Annotated in this window: 15 protein-coding genes and 1 pseudogene; 5 read left to right on the plus strand and 11 right to left on the minus strand. The window is 60.2% G+C overall.

Going from position 1 to position 20,402, the window contains the following annotated elements:
- The first annotated feature begins 33 nt into the window (after window positions 1-33).
- The 4 genes from AB4Z52_RS29855 (at window position 34) to AB4Z52_RS29870 (ending at window position 5,198) form a co-directional block, all read left to right on the plus strand.
- Window positions 34-1,647 carry an ABC transporter substrate-binding protein gene (locus tag AB4Z52_RS29855; protein WP_442221500.1) on the plus strand — a complete coding sequence of 538 codons (1,614 nt, stop codon included), beginning with the start codon at window positions 34-36 and terminating at the stop codon, window positions 1,645-1,647.
- Between the two features lie 94 nt (window positions 1,648-1,741).
- A complete protein-coding gene (locus AB4Z52_RS29860; RefSeq protein WP_442221501.1) occupies window positions 1,742-2,692 on the plus strand; it encodes an ABC transporter permease in 951 nt (316 codons plus the stop codon).
- 2 nt (window positions 2,693-2,694) lie between these two features.
- Entirely contained in the window at window positions 2,695-3,537 is an 843-nt protein-coding gene (locus tag AB4Z52_RS29865) for an ABC transporter permease (RefSeq protein WP_442221502.1), read from the plus strand.
- Window positions 3,537-5,198: an ABC transporter ATP-binding protein gene (locus AB4Z52_RS29870; protein ID WP_442221503.1), complete on the plus strand. Its 1,662-nt coding sequence runs from the start codon at window positions 3,537-3,539 to the stop codon at window positions 5,196-5,198. Before AB4Z52_RS29865 ends, AB4Z52_RS29870 begins: the two co-directional genes overlap by 1 nt.
- Before the next feature lie 18 nt (window positions 5,199-5,216).
- On the opposite strand, the gene AB4Z52_RS29875 is transcribed toward AB4Z52_RS29870, so the two are convergent.
- Window positions 5,217-5,693 (minus strand): Lrp/AsnC family transcriptional regulator, encoded by a 477-nt coding sequence (locus AB4Z52_RS29875; RefSeq protein ID WP_442221504.1) that lies wholly within the window; start codon window positions 5,691-5,693, stop codon window positions 5,217-5,219.
- A 238-nt stretch (window positions 5,694-5,931) separates the two neighbouring features.
- Between AB4Z52_RS29875 and AB4Z52_RS29880 the strand changes: the two genes are divergently transcribed.
- On the plus strand, window positions 5,932-7,257 hold the full coding sequence (locus AB4Z52_RS29880; RefSeq protein WP_442221505.1) for an NAD(P)/FAD-dependent oxidoreductase: 1,326 nt from the start codon (window positions 5,932-5,934) through the stop codon (window positions 7,255-7,257).
- Window positions 7,258-7,453: 196 nt separating this feature from the next.
- On the opposite strand, the pseudogene AB4Z52_RS29885 reads toward AB4Z52_RS29880, so the two are convergent.
- From AB4Z52_RS29885 to AB4Z52_RS29930, 10 genes and pseudogenes are all read right to left on the minus strand, one after another.
- Window positions 7,454-7,633: pseudogene (locus tag AB4Z52_RS29885) on the minus strand (hypothetical protein); the annotation flags it as partial.
- A 612-nt stretch (window positions 7,634-8,245) separates the two neighbouring features.
- Window positions 8,246-10,900: an FtsX-like permease family protein gene (locus AB4Z52_RS29890; protein ID WP_442221506.1), complete on the minus strand. Its 2,655-nt coding sequence runs from the start codon at window positions 10,898-10,900 to the stop codon at window positions 8,246-8,248.
- Window positions 10,897-11,568 carry an ABC transporter ATP-binding protein gene (locus tag AB4Z52_RS29895; RefSeq protein ID WP_442221507.1) on the minus strand — a complete coding sequence of 224 codons (672 nt, stop codon included), beginning with the start codon at window positions 11,566-11,568 and terminating at the stop codon, window positions 10,897-10,899. Before AB4Z52_RS29895 ends, AB4Z52_RS29890 begins: the two co-directional genes overlap by 4 nt.
- Window positions 11,561-12,223 (minus strand): ABC transporter ATP-binding protein, encoded by a 663-nt coding sequence (locus tag AB4Z52_RS29900; RefSeq protein ID WP_442221508.1) that lies wholly within the window; start codon window positions 12,221-12,223, stop codon window positions 11,561-11,563. The genes AB4Z52_RS29895 and AB4Z52_RS29900 overlap by 8 nt, the downstream gene beginning before the upstream one ends.
- 1 nt (window position 12,224) lies before the next feature.
- Window positions 12,225-12,827, minus strand: coding sequence for a hypothetical protein (locus tag AB4Z52_RS29905; RefSeq protein WP_442221509.1), 603 nt, complete (start codon window positions 12,825-12,827; stop codon window positions 12,225-12,227).
- A 188-nt stretch (window positions 12,828-13,015) separates the two neighbouring features.
- Window positions 13,016-13,747 (minus strand): ABC transporter ATP-binding protein, encoded by a 732-nt coding sequence (locus tag AB4Z52_RS29910; protein WP_442221510.1) that lies wholly within the window; start codon window positions 13,745-13,747, stop codon window positions 13,016-13,018.
- Window positions 13,744-15,186, minus strand: a complete 1,443-nt coding sequence (locus AB4Z52_RS29915; protein WP_442221511.1) for a hypothetical protein — start codon at window positions 15,184-15,186, stop codon at window positions 13,744-13,746. The genes AB4Z52_RS29910 and AB4Z52_RS29915 overlap by 4 nt, the downstream gene beginning before the upstream one ends.
- Window positions 15,170-18,334, minus strand: a complete 3,165-nt coding sequence (locus AB4Z52_RS29920; protein WP_442221512.1) for an efflux RND transporter permease subunit — start codon at window positions 18,332-18,334, stop codon at window positions 15,170-15,172. Before AB4Z52_RS29920 ends, AB4Z52_RS29915 begins: the two co-directional genes overlap by 17 nt.
- Window positions 18,331-19,473: an efflux RND transporter periplasmic adaptor subunit gene (locus AB4Z52_RS29925; protein WP_442221513.1), complete on the minus strand. Its 1,143-nt coding sequence runs from the start codon at window positions 19,471-19,473 to the stop codon at window positions 18,331-18,333. The genes AB4Z52_RS29920 and AB4Z52_RS29925 overlap by 4 nt, the downstream gene beginning before the upstream one ends.
- Window positions 19,474-19,667: 194 nt before the next feature.
- Window positions 19,668-20,357, minus strand: a complete 690-nt coding sequence (locus AB4Z52_RS29930) for a response regulator transcription factor (RefSeq protein ID WP_442221514.1) — start codon at window positions 20,355-20,357, stop codon at window positions 19,668-19,670.
- Window positions 20,358-20,402 lie beyond the last annotated feature (45 nt).

Genomic DNA, 20,402 nt, shown 5'->3' on the forward strand with positions numbered 1-20,402 from the left:
CGCCTTCATCACAACCAAAAAAAGGGGAAGCGCATGTCTGACAATACCTTCATCAACTGGACCAAGGCCGATGATGCCGCGGTCGAAAACGCCATCCGCCGCGGCGCGAGCCGCCGTGACCTTCTGAAAATGCTGATGGCTGGAGGCATTGCTGCTGCGGCCGGGACGACAATTCTTGGACGCGCGGGCCGTGCTGTTGCTGCAACGCCGATCGCCGGCGGCGCGCTCAAGGCGGCTGGCTGGTCTTCATCAAACGCCGATACACTCGATCCGGCGAAGGCCTCGCTATCGACTGACTACGTGCGTTGCTGCGCCTTCTATAATCGCCTGACGTTCCTCGATAAAAACGGCGTCACGCAGATGGAACTTGCCAAGAGCGTCGAAAGCGCTGACGCCAAGGTCTGGACCGTCAAGCTGCGCAGCGGCGTTACCTTCCATGACGGCAAGACGCTGAAGGCCTCCGACGTCGTTTATTCGCTCAATCGGCATCTGGATCCGGCTGTCGGCTCCAAGGTCAATTCCATTGCCAAGCAGATGACCGGCATCAAGGCGCTTGACGATCTGACCGTCGAGATCACGCTCGCCAATCCGAACGCCGACCTTCCCACCATCCTTGCCATGCATCATTTCATGATCCTGGCCGACGGCACGACCGATTTTTCCAAGGCGAATGGAACAGGCGCCTTCGTCTGCGAAACCTTCGAGCCCGGCGTTCGCTCGATCGCCGTCAAGAACAAGAATTACTGGAAGGAAGGCGGCCCACATCTCGATTCGTTCGAGTTCTTTGCAATCTCCGACGACTCGGCTCGCGTTAACGCGCTGCTGTCTGGCGACATCCAGCTTGCCGCGTCGATCAATCCACGATCCATGCGTCTGCTCGAAAACCAGCCGGCGTTCGTGCTGTCTCAGTCGACGTCGGGCAACTACACGAACCTCAACATGCGGCTGGACCTGAGCCCCGGCAACAAGGCCGACTTCGTGCAAGGCATGAAATACCTGATCAACCGCGAGCAGATCCAGAAGTCTGTGCTGCGCGGCCTTGCAGAAATCGCCAACGACCAGCCGGTCCCCGCAGCGAGCGTCTACCACAATGCCGATCTGAAGCCGAAAGCCTTCGATCCAGATAAGGCCAAGTTCCATTTCCAAAAGGCAGGTCTGCTTGGACAGTCCGTCCCGATCATCGCATCGGATGCTGCTACCTCGTCGATCGACATGGCGATGGTCATCCAGGCTGCCGGCGCCGACATCGGCATGAAGCTCGATGTTCAGCGCGTGCCCTCGGATGGCTACTGGTCCAATTACTGGCTGAAGGCGCCGGTCCATTTCGGCAACATCAATCCACGGCCGACACCGGATATCCTGTTCTCGCTGCTCTATGCATCCGACGCACCGTGGAACGAAAGCCAGTTCAAGTCGGAGAAATTCGACAAGATGATGATCGAGGCTCGCGGCATGCTCGATCAGGCCAAACGCAAGGAAATCTACGGCCAGATGCAGGTGATGATCTCCGAAGAAGCCGGTACGGCGATCCCCGCCTTCATCTCCAACGTCGACGCGATTTCCTCGAAGCTTAAGGGACTGGACGCCAATCCGCTCGGCGGAATGATGGGCTATGCCTTTGCCGAATATGTATGGCTTGAAGCCTGACATCCATCATGAGACAGGCCGGGGACAAGGTAATGTCCTCGGCCCTACTCCATGTTACTCTGCCTCGACGGCCGATCGCGCGGCGGGAGCACCCATGAACATTCACGTCCTCATGCTGGTGATGAATAGACTGTTTGTCGCCCTCATCACACTGCTGATCGTTTCCTTCACGGTCTTTGCCGCCACCGAGTTGCTGCCGGGGGATGTCGCACAGATTCTCCTGGGACAATCGGCCACGCCCGAAGCCGTGGCCGGCCTCAGGGCCGCGATGCATCTTAACGATCCCGCCTTATTGCGGTTCATCAGGTGGCTGGGCGGGCTTGCCACCGGCAATCTCGGGGTCTCCTATGCCAACAATATGCCGATAGCACAGCTCATCGGCCCGCGTTTCCTCAGCTCTCTTCAGCTCGCCGCTGCAACAGCCCTGTTCTCGGTTCCCGTCGCGATGGTGCTCGGCATCACGGCGGCTATTCTGCGCGGCTCCCTCTACGACCGGATCGTCACAACCGTTACCATCGCCGTCATTTCAGTGCCGGAATTCATGGTCGCCACCGCGGCCGTCCTTTTCTTTGCAGTCTACCTGAAATGGCTTCCAGCCCTGTCATTCGCCAACGAGGTCCATTCTTTCGGCCAGTTGCTACGCGTCTTTGCGATGCCGGTGATTACCTTGAGCTTCGTGATCTCGGCGCAGATGATCCGCATGACCCGCGCCGCGGTTATCGAGACACTTGGCACGCCCTACATAGAAATGGCGCTTCTCAAGGGCGCCTCGCCTTCGCGGATAGTGCTCAAGCACGCGCTGCCCAATGCGCTTGGCCCGATCGTTAACGCGGTCGCCTTGTCGCTCTCCTATCTGCTGGGCGGCGTCATCATCGTCGAGACTATCTTCAACTATCCGGGTATCGCCAAACTCATGGTCGATGCCGTCGCGACCCGCGACCTGCCACTGATCCAGACCTGCTCGATGATCTTCTGCGTCGCCTACCTGATCCTGATCACCATCGCCGACATCATTGCCATCCTGTCCAATCCGAGGCTGCGCTGACCATGGCTTATTTTGCTCTGTCTCCCCGAAAGCTCGGCTATCGTTTCAATCTCGTCGGCATCCTCGGCTTCGCGATCATTCTCATCTGGGCTCTGGTCGCGGTTTTCGCGCCGCTGGTCACGCCCTATCCGATCGGCGCGATTGTCGACTACGACTATTTCGGGCCAGTATCGGCGAAGTTCTTGATGGGTACCGACTATCTCGGGCGCGACATGCTGTCCCGCATTCTGATGGGCGCGCGCTATACGGTCGGCATTTCGCTTGGCGCCGTCGCCATTGCCTGCGTGACTGGCGTAGCACTTGGCATGAGTGCCGCAGTCGCAGGCGGCTGGTTCGACACCTGTCTGTCGCGCTTCCTTGACGCTTTGAACTCGATCCCGAGCAAACTGTTCGGCCTGGTGGTTGTCGCGGCGGTCGGCTCGTCCATTCCGGTCCTGATCCTGACACTGGCGGTGATCTACACGCCGGGCGCCTATCGTTTTAGCCGCGCCCTTGCCGTCAACATCAACACGATGGACTATGTCACGGTCGCAACAGCGCGCGGAGAGAAGACCAGCTATCTCATCCGTTCCGAGATCCTGCCGAATATTCTGGGTCCCGTTCTTGCCGATCTCGGCCTGCGTTTCGTCTTCATAGTGCTTCTGCTCTCCGGCCTGTCGTTTCTCGGGCTCGGCGTCCAGCCGCCAAATGCGGACTGGGGCGCGCTCGTGCGCGAGAACATCGGCGGGCTGCCATTTGGCGCAGCAGCGGTGATGTTTCCATCAATCGCCATCGCCAGCCTGACGATCAGCGTCAATCTGCTGATCGACAATCTTCCTCAGAAAATTCGTGACCGGAGCGCTTGATGGCAAATCTCGTCGAGATCAGGAACCTCAAGGTCCAGGCAAGGACGGATGCCGATCGCAGGCTCGAGATCATTCGCGACGTCAGCTTTGATATAGCCGAAGGCGAGATCGTCGCGTTGATCGGCGAGAGCGGCTCGGGAAAGACCACCATCGCACTTACGATGATGGGCCACACTCGCCCCGGATGTAGCATCAGCGGCGGCTCCGTCACGCTTGCCGGCAACGATATGGCGAGCCTGCCTGAAAAGAACCTTGCCGCCCTGCGCGGAACTGAAGTTGCCTATGTGCCGCAAAGTGCGGCCGCTGCCTTTAACCCCGCGCAAACCATCATGGATCAGGTGATCGAGGTGGTCCGCATTCATAAGCTGATGCCCATCAAGGAGGCCCGCACCAGGGCAGTGGAGCTCTTCCGCGCCCTTGCACTGCCCAACGCTGAAACCATCGGCTTGCGCTATCCGCACCAGGTCTCGGGCGGCCAGTTGCAACGCCTTTCCGCGGCCATGGCGCTGATAGGCAATCCAAAGCTTGTGATTTTCGACGAACCTACGACAGCGCTCGACGTAACCACCCAGATCGAGGTGCTGCGCGCCTTCAAGTCGGTGATGAAGAAGGGCGGCCTTTCCGGCGTCTACGTCTCGCACGATCTTGCGGTCGTCGCCCAGATCGCCGACCGGATTGTCGTCCTCAAGGGCGGTGAAATTCAGGAGATCGGCGAAACGACGCAAATCCTGACCTCCCCCGTGCATCCCTACACGCAGCAACTGGTCGCCGCCTTCAAGCCATCGCTACGCGTCACGCCAAACCCGACGGAAGAGGTGACCCGACAGCCGCTGCTTGAGGTCCACGGTCTTTCCGCCGGTTACGGCCCGTCTCAGGCGAACGGCATGCCGTTGGCACTAGCGGTCAAATCCGTCGATATCCGGCTGGAATACGGCCAGAACCTGGGCATTATTGGCGAGTCCGGCTGCGGAAAGTCCACATTGGCCCGCGCCATCGCCGGCATCCTGCCGCCGGCTTCGGGCCATATCATCTTCGACGGCAAGCAACTCGAGCCCAGCGTGCACGCGCGCCAGCGCGACGAACTTCGAAAGCTGCAGATCGTTTTCCAGTTTGCCGATACGGCACTCAATCCGTCCAAATCCATCGCCGACATTCTGGAGCGACCACTTACCTTCTATCACGGCATGGCAAGGTCGCAACGCCAGGCGCGGATCGACCAGTTGCTCGACATGGTCCACCTGCCGCGCGCAGTCAAATACCGGCGCCCCGGAGAGCTTTCCGGTGGTCAGAAGCAGCGCGTCAACCTGGCGCGCGCACTCGCAGCCGAACCGAAGCTCATTCTCTGCGACGAGATTACCTCTGCACTCGATACTGTCGTTGCAGCGGCCATCATCGATCTCCTGAAAGAGCTGCAGCGCGAACTTGGCCTCTCCTACATTTTCATCAGCCATGATCTTTCCGTCGTGCAGGCGATCTGCGACGAGATCGCGGTCATGTATTCCGGCGAGAAAGTTGAACAGATGACCCCATCGAACTTCGGCAGTCCCGAAGGTCATCCCTACTCTCGACTGCTTTATTCGTCCGTTCCGAAACTCAATGCCGGCTGGCTAGACGGCCTGGAACGCGATCCCGAACTTGTAAGCGCCTTTGCCAAGCGGTGACGTCGCTTCTTTTGAAGGCTACAGCGGAAAAAGGCTGGTCAGCGGCATATGCGGTTTGACGATTGGTGACTTCAGCACCACAAAGCTGAAATATTTGTCGATACCGATGTCGATATCGATAAGGCGCTCCATAATGGTCTGGTATTCGACGATGCTGCCAGTAACGAACTTGATCAAATAGTCGTAGCCGCCCGATATGAGGTGGCATTCGATCACTGAATCCACCTTCTCGATCGCCGCCAGAAAACGGGCAAAGTCGATCTGTCGATGGTTTTTCAGGGTAATTTCCGTAAAAACTGTCAGTGTCTGCCCCAGCTTGGCGACATTGATTTGCGCCGAATAGCTGACGATGTAGCCCTCGGTCTGCAGCTTCTTCACTCGCATCAGGCAGGGACTGGGAGACAGATTGACGAGCTCGGCCAGCTCCACATTGGTGATACGGCCGTTTTTCTGCAGTTCGGAGAGAATCTTGATATCGATCCGGTCGAGTTTCATCCGCGCCCCCTGAGTATCGGCGCTCAGGCGCCGCAGCGTTTGCAGCATATTATGCGGAACGGCTAAAGCAGCAAGCCGCAAATGACAATTCCGGAGCTATGAAACCGGCAAGTCCGGAGTTAAGCAGAATAGTCTTCGGCAGAAGGTCGGTGCCGCATGAAATGCCGAATGCCCACCCTCTGCAGCAAGCCTCTCCGGCAATGTCTTGCTAGAATCCTGTCTTCATTGGAGAAAACAAATGCCGGCTCCGCTCTTGAGGATTGAAACAACGCCCGATTTGCCCAACGAGGCCGATGTCGTGGTCATCGGTGGCGGCGTTGTCGGTGTTTTCTCAGCATATTATCTTGCGCGGCGCGGCTTTCGGGTTGCCTTGGTTGAAAAAGGCTTTGTCGGAGCCGAGCAATCAAGCCGGAATTGGGGCTGGTGCCGCCAGCAGAATCGCGATGCCCGCGAATTGCCGATGGCCACCAAAAGCCTGGCTCTATGGGATCGACTGGCCGGCGAACTTGGCGAGGATCTCGGCTTTCGGCGCTGCGGCTTGCTTTATCTTAGCGACAACGCAGCCGAAATAGAGGGGTGGGCACGCTGGCGCGATTTGGCGGCAACTGTGGGAGTTACGACCCAGATGCTGAGCGCAGATGAGGCAACCCGGCGCGGGCAGGCTTCCGGCAAGCGCTGGAAGGGTGGCGTCTTGTCGCCGACCGACGGAATCGCCGACCCGGAAATTGTCGCGCCGATCGTGGCACGCGGTATTATGAAGGCAGGCGGCTCCGTCCATCAGATGTGCGCCGCGCGTGGCATCGAGACAGAAGCCGGTCACGTCAGCGGCGTGATCACCGAGGCCGGCACCATCAAAACGAAGGCGGTGGTGCTTGCGGGAGGCGCCTGGGCATCCTCCTTTTGCCATCAACTCGGCATCCGCTTTCCACAGGCCTCCGTCAGATCATCGATCCTGTCAGTTGCTCCCGGCGCGGAGGGCCTTCCCGACGCTCTGCATACTGCCGAGGTCTCGGTCACCCGCAGGGGCAACGGTGGCTACACGCTGGCCATCAGCGGGCGCGCACGCATCGACCCGACACCACAGCAGTTGCGTTTCTCGCGGGAATTCATCCCGATGTTTGCCAAGCGCAGGCGCAGTCTGGCGCTTGGCGGCCTTGACGGCTGGAAGGCCCTCCACGAGACGCTCGCCAAATGGCGGCTCGACGCACCGACGCCGATGGAGAAGAACCGCGTCCTCGACCCCCGGCCCGATCAGTCACAGATCGATGAAACACTGCGACGCGCCCGCATCCTGCTGCCTGCGCTGAAGGAGATCAGGCAGGAAAGCGCATGGGCCGGCTATATAGACAGCACGCCGGACGGCGTTCCGGCAATCGGTGAGGTCGCGAGCCTTCCCGGATTGATCCTCGCTGCTGGGCTGAGCGGCCACGGTTTCGGCATTGGACCCGGCGTCGGTCATCTGGTCGCAGATATCATAGCCGGGACAACGCCAATCGTTGACCCCATACCTTATCACCCGGAGCGTCTAAGCAAATCTGTGTGGGGTAAAGTCGCTGAGTTTTGAGCATGATAGGCAAGAGCATCATGGGCCATGTCAGGTTGACTGTTGGTCAGATGTTTGGCTGATATTAGAGGGTCGTAACCAAAGCCTTGTCGATCGTAAACGCAGTCGCTTTCCACTCGCCGTCTCCGCGCATGGTTTTTGGCCTGATTTCCAGTTTCCGCCGAACCTTGGTCTGGTCGAGGAAATACTGCTTGAGCCAGGGAGGGCCCGCGCCCGGACTGATGGCAGCAAGCGACACCATCTCCCCTCCGATCTTGGCAAGTCGCTTGGCACGACCGCGGATTTTGACGAACCTGTCATCGTCAATCGCGGCGATATCGCCCGTTTCGCGCCAACCGTCCTCGAGTGGCTCGACGACGCCTGCTTCAGGACGGCGAGAGCATAAAGGACATGCTTCGCCCCGAGATGGCAGGCGTCAGGGATGTCGTTGGCGTGACCAAGCATGCCCTCTCGGAGTTGGAAGCGGACACAAATGAGGGAGCGGTCGCCGTTCGTTGGGGCCACATGCCTGCGGATAACACGTACGATCCGGATGTCATGCCCCCGGAAACATCGCCATCATGGATTCTGGATGTAGACTCGTACAAATTCGACTTCTGAACTGTTCGGACTCGACTTCGAGAGTGCCAAGCGTGTCGCTGGACCCGGAAGGGCCCAGGAGGACACCTTCTGGAAGGGTATTGTCAACGAGCGCCCTGGCAGCCAGGATCATTGGTCGGATCGGCTGGATGCCATCTCCGACCAGCCGTTGCCCAATGACGGTTTGCCGATTCGCAAGGTCACGGGACGAATGAGAATGCGCAAGAAGCAGGGATAATGACGGAAGCGGAAATAAAGCCGAGCCTGACGGGCCTGTGAGCGCTCCCAAACCCGAAGGCATGCTGTTTACCGGCGCATTTCATGGAACCAAGCAATTAAAGGGTGCGCCAGCACCGGCAAAGGGACCCAGCACACCATCAGACGCTCAGACACTCAGACACTCAGACACTCAGAAATCCCTCAAATATTCAGCGTCATGTCCATGTGGCGGTCTCGCTGCGAGCACTGCCGCGACAACCGCCGCTATCATCAAAAGCAAGACGATACCGAGATAGACCCATGGTATCGACAGGGCGTCGGGTGGCGGATCGAACACGCCGGTCAGTAACTTTACCAGCATCCAGGCCGTCGCTACTCCGGACAGCATGCCGAACGCGACACCTCCGACAATAACGAGAAGGCCTTCACTCCACAGAAAAGCCGACAATTGCTGTCGGGTAGCGCCGATAGCGCTCAGAATGGCAAAATTCCTGCGGCGCTCTATGAGGCCAAGCGCCAGCATCAACCCGCCCGCCGCGGCGGCCATCATCACGGCAAATACCAGCTCTATCGTCGTCAGGCCGGCCAGATCAACGGCGGTCAGGCTCGAACCGATCAGGTGGGCGGCCTGACCGATGTCGGTGATTTTCATCGATGGATCGTGTGCAATGACGGACGACGCTTGTGCGGCCAGTCTTGCTGGGTCGCCCTTGGCGCGCATCAGCACATATTCCGAAGCTGGCGAGCCGGTCTTTTCGGCAACGTAGCGGGCACTGGCGACGAGGAATGAGTCCTTCGGCGCGGTCGGAAACTCGCGGGCGACACCGATAAATTTGAAGGATACTGGATGATATTGATGGTCCCGGACGCTCATCAGTCGCAAGTTGATTGTGTCGCCCTGTTGGAGCTGGAAATCCTGAACCGTCTCCTGTGACACCAACACGCCGTCTGGCGTCGCGGCCAGCCGGGCGAGCATGGCTCTAGCATTGCCGCCGCTGAAATAGGCATCCGAGAGGCTCGTTGCCTGCCCGATGCGTACAGGATCGATGCCGTAGAGATCCTGAAGGTCAGCTCCGACATAGGCAAAGCGATGCTGCATTGGTTCGGCGGCGGCTGCATCCGGCAAGGCGGCGAGCGCGGCCAGATATGCATCTGCAGGCTTTTCGGATGTGCCGAATGCGGTCACGTCGGCTCCATTGGTGAGCTCCGCGTCAACCCGCGACTGGGCCTCGTAGGTGGCATTGAAGATGGCTGTCGAAACAGCGAACGAGATTGCCAGCGCGGTCATGGCGATGCCAGCAGTGAGCCGGCGGGCTTGCCTGGACAACGCGGCGGCCACGATCGGCGCGAGCGCACCGCAGGCCGGCCTTATGAGAGCTCGAAGAAGCGAACCGTTGCTCGCGATCAGGACGTTCGACAACCGCAGCGCCAGCAATGACAACCCAAGCCAGAACAAGGCGGGCACAATGAACGCTTTGTAGTCCACGGCCGTCGCAGCGACGCCCTCCGGCGCGAGCACGATCTGGTATCCGGTGGCTGCTGATTGCCAGAAGAGCAGACCTGCCGCCGCAAGCAGCAGCATGTCCAACCAGAGACGCTGCCAAAGCGGCTGTCCGGCCCGGTCTACAGCGCGCCGCGCCGCGTTGACCGTGGTCAGGCGCATGTCGCACCAGGCAGGATAGAGATAGGCGGCAAAGCCCGCGACGGAACCCGCAGTGGCCACGAGGCCGAAGATTGGTGCGCTCATTCCCGGTACCACGCCCAGCCCCGGCACCAAGGGCCCTAGCCATAACGCAGCTGCAAGTCCGAGCACCGTACCGGCGGTCGTGGCCACCGTTGCCTCGGCGGCGGACAAAGTGAGGATCGTTCGGGGGCTGGCGCCGCGAACGCGCAGCAGCGCCTGCTCGATGCGACGGCGCGCAGCACCTGTCGACGTTACAGCGAAGGTGAGAGCCAAAGACAATGCAACACCCGGTAAACCGAGAAACAGGAAGAGCAAGGACGCATATCGTGCGTCCTCACGTACCGCGCCAAGGCGAGAACCCAGATTGTCCGCGACCAGCGCTTGTCCCGCGACTTTCGCTTCCAGATTCCTGGCAGCGCCGGTGACGAGTGTGAAGGCCGATTCGGGATCCGGCGGCAGGGCGTCGTGAATGAGCCTGGCATGCAACTGCTGGCGGATGGTGCCGGGACGCACCTTAGCTTGCGGCTCGAAGGCTTGCCGCCATTCGGCCTGTGGCAGCACGAGCACGTTGTCCGGGGGCGCCTGCGGCGCGGCCTGGGGCGGCAGGCCGACGGCCTGGAACAGCGAATCCGCGTCGGGGAGGTCGATTATGCCGGCGATTGTCACCGTCAGCGGCGACAGGTCTATCCGATTGACCGTTACGCTGTCTCCAGGCCCGACATGCAGATTGGCTGCGGTCTGCTGCGCGATGAGGACGCCGTCGCGATTTCCGGTAAGGAATCGAACTTCCAGTGGAAAATCGCCCAGATAGTTGTCATCAAAGGCGATCACCTGGCCCGGCCCGGTCGTCTGGACAGTGCCTCCGGTGCTCGCTTCGAACCCGGCGACATCGGCATAACTTGTCTGATGCGCGAACTGGACAAGTGCCGTGTTATCCAATGCCTTTCGCATCGCATTCTGATCGACATCCGGCACGAGTTGGACCTGCCAGTCGATGGGCACCGCCGATATCGCCCGGGAGGTCATGGAAGCCTGCGCACCGACCAGAAACAGGGCCAACATGGCAAGGAGCGCTACGCAGAGCGCGATGCCCGCCACTGAACCCGCGACGCGGCCTCGCCGATGAACAAGGGCGCCTCGGATCCACAGAATGAGCATCATGCCACAACTTTCATTCCGCCGCGCGTCAGCCGCCCATGATCTATCGTCCAGCGAGTAGCCATCCGGGCGGCGATCGCTTCGTCATGGGTGGCGACGACCAGGGCTGCGCCAATCCCTTCAAGATGCTCGAGCACCGCATTCATGAAGAGCTGCGCCGTGACACTGTCCAACTGTCCAGTCGGCTCGTCCGCCAGGACGAGTTTCGGCCGAAGGGCCAAGGCACGCACCATCGCGACCCTCTGCGCCTGGCCGCCTGACAATTCCTCGGGCAGTTTGTCCGCAAGCTCACCAAGACCGAAGGAGGACAGGAAAGCACCGCTGTCGACGGATACTGCATCCGAGCCGGCAAGGATCGCCGGCAGATCGACGTTCTGTGCTGCCGTCAAGGCTGGAAACAGGCTCGGCGACTGGAATACGAAGCCGATCTGGCGGGGGCGAAGCTGCCCGATACTACCCAAGGACGGCCATTCGATCTCACCGCTGGTCGGACGGTCCAGCCCGCCAAGGATATGCAGCAATGTTGTCTTGCCCGAGCCGGAAGGGCCGGCAACGACAATGCGATCACCTTTCCGGATCTCGCAGTCTACGTCATACAGCACGGGCGCATGCTCGTTGCCGCTGGAGAATCTCCGGCCAACCTTCCGGCAAACCGTCAGGAGGTCATTCATCCTCGACCCTCCCGTCGTGCAGCCGGATGATCCTGTCGGCCTTTCGAGCCAAGGCCGCGCTGTGTGTTGCCAACAAAGTCGTGAGACCGGCGCGGCGCCTGGTGTCGAAATGATCGATCAGTCGTGATTCGGTGTCGGCGTCGACCTCGGCAGTGGGCTCATCGGCAACGAGGATCGGCGGATTAACGGCAAGTGCAACCGCAAGACCGGCGCGCGCCGTCTCACCGCCGGAAAGCTGCGTGGCGAAGGCATGCGCCCGATGCGACAACCCTACCATTTCGATAAGTTGATGAACGCGGGCGTCGTCAGTCTTTCCGGCCAGACACAGCTGGAAGCGGACGTTCTGCTCCACGCTGAGATGTCGGAACAGATTGCCAGATTGAAGCAGGATGCCAAAATTTGTGACGCGGATGCGCGCCCGCGCGGCTTCGGATCGCCGGGTCAGGCGCATGCCGTCCACCAGGACGTGGCCGCCATCGGGCTCGTCCAATCCCGTCAGGCATGACAGCAGCGTGGACTTGCCGCTGCCGGAAGGTCCCATCAAGGCAACGAACTCGCCTGGCGCCAGGCATAGGCTAACGCCGCGCAGAGCAAACGTCTCGTCCTCGCCGATGTGGAAGAACCGGTAGAGTTCGTGCGCGACGAGGGCGGTCATGTCAGTTCCACCGGAACGACCCGGACATCAATTGCCACTGGTCGACATTGTCGGCGCCCTTCGGCGCGTACAATTCGAGCGTGACCAGCTTTCCGTCCTTGAAATAGAGGTAGCGCTCGTTCTCAAGCCGAATCTGTTTGTTGGTCACCGCATTCGGTTCCGAGTTCGACGTATAGACGACACGGATCACCGGCCCGGCAGGCAGCTTCACGGCCTTGACGGACGCGACCGTTACCGCCCGCTCGGCGGTCTTGAGGTCAGACATGGCGGTTGACTTGACACTCTCGACGGTCGGCGCGGACGCGGCCTTAGAGACCGACACGATCACTCCATCCAGCTTGTCGACGAAACTCGCGCCGTCGGCGCGGTCAGAGCGCGCCCAGCCTTCGGGGACCTTCATCGTGAACCCGAGCGGAGACAGGTAGTCGATGAAGACCTGCGTATCCGGAATATCGCCGGGAGGGTTGATTTCCGCCGGAACAGCCTTTTCGGCGGCAAGGGCCGGCGAACTGTGGGCAAGGATGAAAATGGGGCTGAGGCAGGCAAGCGAGAAAAGGACGGTCGCAAGAGCCTTCTGCGGCCTGTTGGTGGCGATGTTTCCCATCGATGCGATCCTTCCAAGTGAGGTGACGCCAATGGTAGGACGGCCACTTTACCGGCGGTTCGCTGCAATCATACGGATCGGTAAGCTCGGGCAATAACGCGGCGCACCTCGTCGAGGTACTATTTGTCGTTGAGCCTGCCGCCTGGATCCCCTGTTGCGATAAAGCCGCGACTAGGCTCGGCGCGTGCCTATCCGCGCGAGGTGAGCAGATCGATCAGGCTGTCCTCGAACGTGTCGAGATCGCTGCCGAGATCCTTCGTGTTGCCGGTGAATACCACCTTGCCGGTGGCGATGACGCTAATCTGGGTACATAATGTTCGAATTTCCTGGGCATCATGGCTACTGAGAAACGTCGTGACGTTCTCTCGGGCGGCAAGGTCCTGAAGAAGCCTCCATGTCTCGCGCTTCGCTGGCAAATCGAGGCCGCGGGTCGGTTCGTCAAGGAACAGTACTTTCGGATCTCCCAGCAGTGCGCGCGCGATTTCGACGCGACGCTTCATGCCGGTGCTGTAGGTTCCGATCAGCTTGCCGCGAAATGCCTCTGCCAACCCGACGCTGGTCAAACAGCGTTCTCCAACCTCAGGGGCATTCGTGATCCCCCGAATGCGTGCGAAATAGGTCAGGTATTCGCGAGCCGTCCAATCCGATTGGCTTTCGCTCGTCTCGTCGCTGACGAGACCGATAAGTCTGCGAACGGCGAGCGGTTCCGACGCGACGTCATAGCCCCATAGTTTGGCACTGCCATGGGTCGGCGGAAGCAAGGTCGTCAGCATTCGGATAGTGGTTGTCTTCCCGGCTCCGTTGAGGCCGAGGAAGCCGTATAGCTGTCCCTTTGCGACCCGGAGGCTGATCCCGTCGACCGCAACGAGAGATCCAAAGCTACGCGTGAGGCCAGTCGTCTCGATGGCAAGGTCGGTCATCGTGTTCGTCTCCAACGAGCAGACATTGCAAAGAGACAAAGGAGCGGCAGGATGGCGCCTATGGCGGCCATCTCGGCAAGCGCGTTTGGTACATGCGCCTCGACCGCCGCCCTTGCGTTCAGCGTGTTCGGTTGCGGGCGGCTCTCTGTGGTGTAGGTCGCACTGACGTCGATCGGGTAGCGCACGCCGCCAATGTCCCATGGCCTGTTTGGAATGAGATCGACCGGCAGCCGCGCGATCCATCCCGCCTCTATGTGTCGTCCTTCCGCATCCGCCGGACCCATACCTGGCGCGTAGGCTCGGGTCTCCAGACTATTCAATATGTTGGCGACGGCCGTCGGCGAGACCCGAACGTCGAGGCCACTCTGTCCGGTAACATGAATGTCCAGCTGTGTAATTCGTTGCTTTATGCCGACAGGAAGAAACAGCAGCAGATCTTGGCTGGTTGTCTCGCCAGTCGGAAGCGAGGGCCATTTGTCGCGATTGAGGAGGGTATCACAGCAGATCGCCGGGGGCTGTGCGTGTGGATCGACAAGCGCAAGCGTGCCACCACCCCGCAAGAACAGTCCCGGTATGGACGGCGCATTGTTCTGGGCCGGCGCATCCCGGATATAATTCGTGTCGCCGAGGAGAACTGGCACCAACAGGAGGACAAAAATACCGAGCGGGATCATCCTGCGCTGGGCTGGGGTGGCTTCCCAGGATTCAACGCCTTGTGTTCGCAGAAATATCCATGCTGCCATGGCAAACGAACCGACAACGATCAGCACCAGGCAAATCCATGTCATGATCGTCGTGGCCGGTATGGCGCTGGTTGCAATCGTGAACCCCAACCCGTTCTTCAGCAGCACCAAAGGACTGATCAGCGCCACGTGACCCGTCGCTGTCGCTCCGTAGCCCCGTGTCACCAACAGCTCTTGCAGCGGCACCAACACAGCGTAAATCAACATGACGCCTACACCGGTCGCAACCGGCGGCGCCACGCTTCGTCCGATGAACAAAACGCCGATCAGCGTGCCGACGGCAATACTAACGAGAAGGATGCCCGGCGTCCAAATCAGGTACATGGCGAGCAGAAAGGGCATTCCGACATTGGCGACATAGACCCCGGCCAAGGGTGCAACGGCGAGATAGTAGGCAGCGGCGAGCGTTAAAACGACGAGGACTTTTGCGACCAGCCAATCCTGCCGATCCACTGGTGCGGTAAAGACGCTTTCGACGAAACGGTTGGCGCGGGGACTTGCGATCGTCCCGGCGGCCAGTGGCAGGAAACAGACAGGCGCCAGAAAATAGCCTATCACACCATAGCCGTCGAGCCAGCTGTCCTGCGTCGCTACCGCGGCGAGGCCGCCGAGACCGATCAAGACAACGGCCGCGCCCAGCCAGGCAAAGCGCCCTCGCATCAATGCCCGAAGCTCTTCCCTATAGAGCGTTAACATGTCCTCGACGTCTCCTCACCTCGCGCGAATCCCCGTCCGCCGCAGCTTCCTGAAGCGGGGCATCCTCGGCCTCTGGCGCGCGACGTTTCCGCTTGCGCGGAGACACGATACCCGCAAAGGCAAGGTAAACCACCGGAGTCGTAAACAAGGTCAGGACCTGAGAGATCACCAGCCCGCCTACGATCGCGACGCCGAGCGGCATGCGAAGTTCCGATCCAGGTCCGGTACCGAGCGCCAGCGGCAGCGCTCCAAACAGGGCGGCAAATGTCGTCATCATGATCGGCCTGAAGCGCAGAAGGCAGGCCTGCCGGATGGCGGCGGCCGGCGGGAGACCCTGGGCGCGTTCGGCATCAAGCGCGAAGTCGATCATCATGATGGCGTTCTTCTTCACGATGCCGATCAAGAGGATGATGCCGATCATTCCCATGATCGAAAGATCTTGCCCGGAGAGGAGAAGAGCCAGCAGTGCCCCGAGGCCGGCCGACGGCAAGGTCGAGATGATTGTCAACGGATGAATGACGCTCTCGTAGAGAATTCCAAGCACGATATAGACAGCGATGACGGCTGCCAGGATGAGCCAGGGCTGGCTGCTCAGCGAATCCTGAAATGCCCGCGCCGTGCCCTGGAAGGTACTTTGCACTGTAATCGGCATGCCTACCCGCAGCTCCGCCGTGTGGACGGCTTCAACGGCTGTGCCGAGCGACGTCCCCGGGGTCAGGTTGAAGGACAGGGTTGTGGCCGGCAATGATCCTTGATGATTGATCGTGACGGGCATCACCCCAGTGCGCACGGATGCCAAAACACGCAACGGCACCAAGGCGTCAGTCGTGGAGGAGCGGACGAACAGGTGATCGAGCGCTCCGGTCGAGAACTGGAAAGACGGTTGGAGCTCTTCGACGACGTGGTATTGGCTGACCTGCGTGAACAGTGTGGCAACCTGACGCTGCCCAAAAGCGTCATAGATCACATTGTCGATCGCCTGAACGCTGACGCCGAGCCGCGACGCCGTTGGCCGATCGATGACCAGGGTCGCACTGGTGGCCGCTGCCTGCAGGTCGGAAGTCACGTCCTGAATTTGCGGAAGCGAGGACAATGCCTTTTGCATCGCGTCCGACCACTTGGCCAGTTCGCCGGTGTCGCCATCCTGCAACGTGTATTGATATTGTGTCGCGGACGGGCGGCCGCCGACCTGAATATCTTGCCGGATCTGCATGCCAAGGGTCAGACCCTCTATCCCGGCCGTTGCCTTCTTTACCCGGGCCATCACCTGTGCAGCGGTCGCGCGGCGCTCCCCAAACTGCTTGAGATTGATTTGAAGCTGACCTACGGCCGAAGACGGGCTGGGGTTGATCCAATATGCGACGTTGTCGACATCGGGGTCGGCCGTGATGATCTTGCCGAGCTCTTGCATGCGCGTTGACATGGCGGCAAATGAGATGTCGGTTGCGGCCTGCGCTCGCCCTTGGATGAAGCCTGTATCCTGTTGGGGCAGAAAGCCCTTTGGAACCACGGTATAGAGCCAGAGCGTCGCAATCAGCGTCAAGAACGTCACTGCAAGCGTTGCCAGCCGGAAGCGCAAAACGAAATCGAGGCCAACCCCATAAGCTTGCGCGACCGCCTCGAAGGCCTGCTCTGACCAGCGATAGAGCCTGCCATGTGGCCTGTCGTGCTCGTGGCGGATCAGCCAGCCACACAGCATTGGAGTCACGGTCAGGGAAACCAGGCCTGACATCAGGATCGCAACACTGACGGTGACGGCAAATTCCCGGAAAAGGCGGCCGACCACGCCGCCCATCAGCAGGATGGGTATGAACACCGCAATGAGCGATGCGGTCATCGATACGATCGTGAAGCCGACCTCGCGAGAACCGTCGATGGCCGCCTGGAGCCTGGGTTTGCCTGCCTCGACGTGACGAATGATGTTCTCGATCACGACGATGGCATCGTCAACGACGAAGCCGGCAGCGATCGTCAACCCCATGAGCGACAGGTTATCAAGACTGTCGCCTAGCAGATACATGACGCAGAACGTGCCCAGCAGGGAGAGCGGGATGGTAATGCTCGGGATCAGGGTTGCCCACAGGTTCCGCAGAAACGCGAAAATCACCATGATGACAAGGCCGATGGTAATCAGCATCGTTATCTCGACATCCTTGACCGATGCATCGATCGTTTGCGTGCGATCTCCAACGACGGAGAGTTTCACCGCCGCCGGTAGCCCGGCTTCAAGCGCCGGCAGTCTGTCCTTGATCCGCTGAATGGTGTCGATGACGTTAAAGCCTGGCTGCTTGTGGATGTCGATCATGACGGCGCGCTTCGATTGAAGCCACGCCGCCTGATGAGAATCGAGTGGTCCGGTGATGATCGTTCCGAGGTCCTGCAACCGTATCGGCGCTCCGTTCCTGTAGGCGACGATCATGGATTGATAGGATGGGACGTCGATGATCTGGTCGGTCGCGTCGAGAACCACGGCGCGATCGGCGCCGCTTAGCGAGCCCTTGGGTGCATTGACGGTCTGGGCGTTGATGACGCTTCTGATGTCTTCCAGGGAAAGGCCGTGCGAAGCCAGCCTGTCTGGATCGAGACGCACGCGCACCGAGGGCCGTTGCGGGCCGTGGAAATCTACCAGTCCAACGCCGGTCATCTGGGAGATCTGCTGTGCGATCACGTCTTCGGCGTAGTGATCGAGTTCGGTCAGCGGAAGCAGATCGGACGACAGGGCCACGGTCAGAAGGGTTGCTTCGGCAGGATTGGTCTTTTCGTAGGTCGGCGGATTTGGCAGATCTTTCGGCAGATTGCCGGCTGCAGCATTGATGGCGGCCTGGACGTCCTGGGCAGCGCTGTTGATGTCACGCGACAGGTCGAATTGCAGCGTAATGTTCGTCTGACCGGACGAACTCGTCGAGGTCATCTGCGTGATACCGGAGACATTCGACAGCTGATTTTCAAGGGGCGTCGCAACCGATGTCGCCATCGTATCCGCGTTGGCGCCGGGCAGGTTCGTCTGGATCTGGATCGTGGGGAAATCCACCTGCGGCAGCGGTGCTACCGGCAACATGAAATAGGCGACCGTGCCGAGCAGGACGACTGCGAGCGCCAGGAGACAGGTGCCGATCCGGCGCCGGATAAAGACTTCGGAAATGCTCATGTTGGAGATCCCGGCGCCTGGTTGCTGTCTGTGGCCTGCATTTTCGGAGCGACCAAACTACCGTTGGTCAGTCTCGATTGTCCGCCGAGAACGATGTCCTGGCCGGGGGAGACACCCGATAGCAAAGCCGTATATCCGCCGACCGTCGGACCGGTCGTGACCGGCGTTGCCACGACGGTCCTGTCCGGTTTGACGGTGAAGACATAGGAGCCGCCCTGCCCGTTCTGCACCGCGGCTGCAGGAACGACCGTGGCGTTGCGATCAGTGCTGATGAGGATGCGCGCCGTCACAAGCTCTCCTGGCCAGAGAGCCCTGTCGCCATTGGGGAAAACAGCCTTGAGGCGGATCATGCCGGTGGAGGTGTCGACCTGGCTGTCGATGACCGCAAGTTTGCCGTCGGCAAGATGTTGGGCGCTATCGCGGCTGTAGACCGTGACAGAGAGATCCCCCTGCCCCTGACCCGCAATCAGCGCCGGCAAATCGTCTTGCGGAAGAGAAAAACGCACCGAGATCGGAGCCATCTGGGTGATACTGACCATGCCGGTCGAATCGCTTGCGTGGACGATGGCGCCTTCGTCGATCTGACGCAGGCCGACGCGACCGCTGATGGGTGCCTTCACGGTCGTGAATTCGAGATTGAGCCTGGCGGTGTCGATTGCTGCCTGGTCGCCGGCAAGCGCCGCCGTGAACACAGCGACCTGGGCCTTGGCCGTGTCGATTGCCTGGGTCGTCCCGGCGCCGGAGGAATTGAGCTTGCCGGCGCGTGCCTCGTCGGATTTGGCATTGTCGAGAGATGCCTGATCCTTCTGGAAAGCCGCCTGTGCCTGGGCAAGTTGCGCCTCATAGGGCCGCCGATCGATCTGCGCGAGGACATCACCAGCTCTGACATCGCGCCCTTCCGTGAAGGCAATGTTTTGCAGCTGACCATCTGCACGGAATTTGACGTCGATGGCGTTGAGGGACGTCACCGTTCCAAGCCCGGATCGCTCGATCGGCAAGTCCCGTGTCGATACTTTGGTGGCTGTGACCGGTATGGCCGTCGGCGGAGCCGGCGGGGCAGCGTGGCCGCCGGCCTTGGTCTCCAGCATGACCTTGCCGCCCGCGCCGAGTAAGGCAACGGCTGTGATCAAACCAGCCACTCGAAACCAGCGCGTCCTTCGCGGCGGTCGAAATTCTTCTCCGTCTTTCACAGTTAACTCCGTCGTGATCTCGGCGCGGCGGCCGCCCGCCTGGCATCGTCAGCCTGGCTGGTCCGCCGCAGGACACGATCATCATGGCCGCTCTACAATGGAGCGGGTCTCTCGTGAACATGAAATCCTGTTCAGGATGGCAACTATGTTGCCTTCAGAATCGGGGGAGCGATCATGTAGCCTGCGCCCGGCACGGTCTGAATCATCTGCATGTCGAAGCCTGTATCGAGCTTCCGGCGCAAGCGATGGATATGCATGTCGATAATATTGCCGCGCGGTTCGAAGTCGTAATTCCACGCCGCCTCGAGCAACATCGAGCGGGTGACGATCTGGCCGGCGTGCCTCATCAACGTCTGGAGCAAGAGGAATTCGCGATATTGAAGCGTGATTGGCCGATCGGCGCGCGCAGCCCTGCGAAGCTGCAGGTCGAGTTCAAGGTCGCCGACCCGCAATGTGCCCATTTCCCGGCCGCGAGCGGCTCGACGGCGCAAGGCTTCGATGCGGGCCAGAAGCTCAGAGAACGCATAGGGCTTGGCAAGGTAATCATCGCAGCCGGCCTGCAGGCCTTCAACGCGATCTGCAGTGGAAGCAAGGCCGCTGATCATCAGAATGGGAATTGTGAGCTGCCGTTCACGCAAACGCCGCACCAATTCCAGCCCGTCCACGCCGGGGAGCCGTCTGTCGAGGATAAGAAAGTCGTAAATTCCTTCAAGTGCCTGGGTAAGACCGGTTTCGCCGTCGTCGGCCCGATCGACGATGTATCCACTTTCGGACAATCCTCTTGTCAAATAATTCGCTGTCTTATCATCGTCTTCGACGATCAAGATACGCATCGGCCCTGGCACCCCAATGTGATTTGTAACAAGGCGAGAGCCATT

Source organism: Rhizobium sp. 2YAF20 (assembly GCF_052114685.1).
GTDB lineage: Bacteria > Pseudomonadota > Alphaproteobacteria > Rhizobiales > Rhizobiaceae > Rhizobium.